This window comes from Mesorhizobium sp. P2_F8 (genome assembly GCF_056403655.1).
The window spans coordinates 1-969 of the sequence record NZ_JBFUFB010000111.1; the positions used below are offsets into that span (position 1 = coordinate 1).

At 66.7% G+C, this 969-nt stretch carries 1 protein-coding gene and 1 pseudogene; one reads left to right on the top strand and one right to left on the bottom strand.

Going from position 1 to position 969, the window contains the following annotated elements; translation table 11 throughout:
- A partial coding sequence (locus AC1DZP_RS36250) for a site-specific integrase (protein WP_477309164.1) occupies positions 1-827 on the top strand: 827 nt, incomplete at its 5' end.
- Positions 828-871: 44 nt separating this feature from the next.
- On the opposite strand, the pseudogene AC1DZP_RS36255 reads toward AC1DZP_RS36250, so the two are convergent.
- Positions 872-969 (bottom strand): annotated as a pseudogene (locus AC1DZP_RS36255) (RES family NAD+ phosphorylase); the annotation flags it as partial.

Sequence of the window (969 nt, forward strand, 5' to 3'; positions counted from 1 at the left end):
GGCTCTACATCACCGCGTGCGCCTCTGGCACGGCGACCGGCGACAAGAAGCCGAACTCGGTGGCGACGATTGAGCGCCGGCTTTCCTCGCTGACGTGGAACTATACGCAGCGCGGCCAGCCGCTCGACAGGAAGGATCGCCACATTGCCACCGTCATGGCCGGCATTCGCAACAAGCACGCCGCCCCACCCCGGCAGAAGGAGGCGGTGTTGCCGGAAGATCTGATCGCCATGCTGGAGACGCTCGACCGCGGCACGCTACGCGGCCTGCGCGACCGCGCCATGCTGCTCTTGGGTTTCGCCGGCGGCCTGCGGCGCTCCGAGATCGTGGCTTTGGATGTCGGCCGCGACCAGACCGAGGACGGCCGCGGCTGGATCGAGATCCTCGACAAGGGCATGCTCGTTTCCCTTCGCGGCAAGACCGGCTGGCGGGAGGTCGAAGTCGGGCGCGGCTCGTCCGATGCCACCTGCCCGGTTGTCGCGGTGCAGACCTGGCTCAAGCTCGCCCGTATCGCACACGGTCCCCTCTTCAGGCGCGTCACCGGCCAGGGCAAGGCGGTCGGCGCCGATCGACTCAACGACCAGGAGGTCGCGCGCCTGGTCAAGCGCACTGCGCTGGCGGCCGGCGTGCGCGGCGATCTGTCGGAAGGCGAACGAGCAAAGCTCTTTGCCGGACATTCGCTGCGCGCTGGCCTCGCTTCCTCGGCCGAAGTCGATGAGCGCTATGTGCAAAAGCAGCTCGGCCATACCTCGGCTGAAATGACTCGCCGCTATCAGCGCAGACGCGATCGCTTCCGTATCAATCTCACCAAGGCGAGCGGACTATAGGCCGGGCACGCCCCTCCCCTGCCCTTCGGATGCGGAGAAGTGCGTTATCGCCAGGATAGCTGGTCCTTCGGCAACCGGCCGCTTGGGTCGAATACGGTTACCTTGTGCGGCAGACCCGGACCCCAGTCCCAAAGTACCAGGT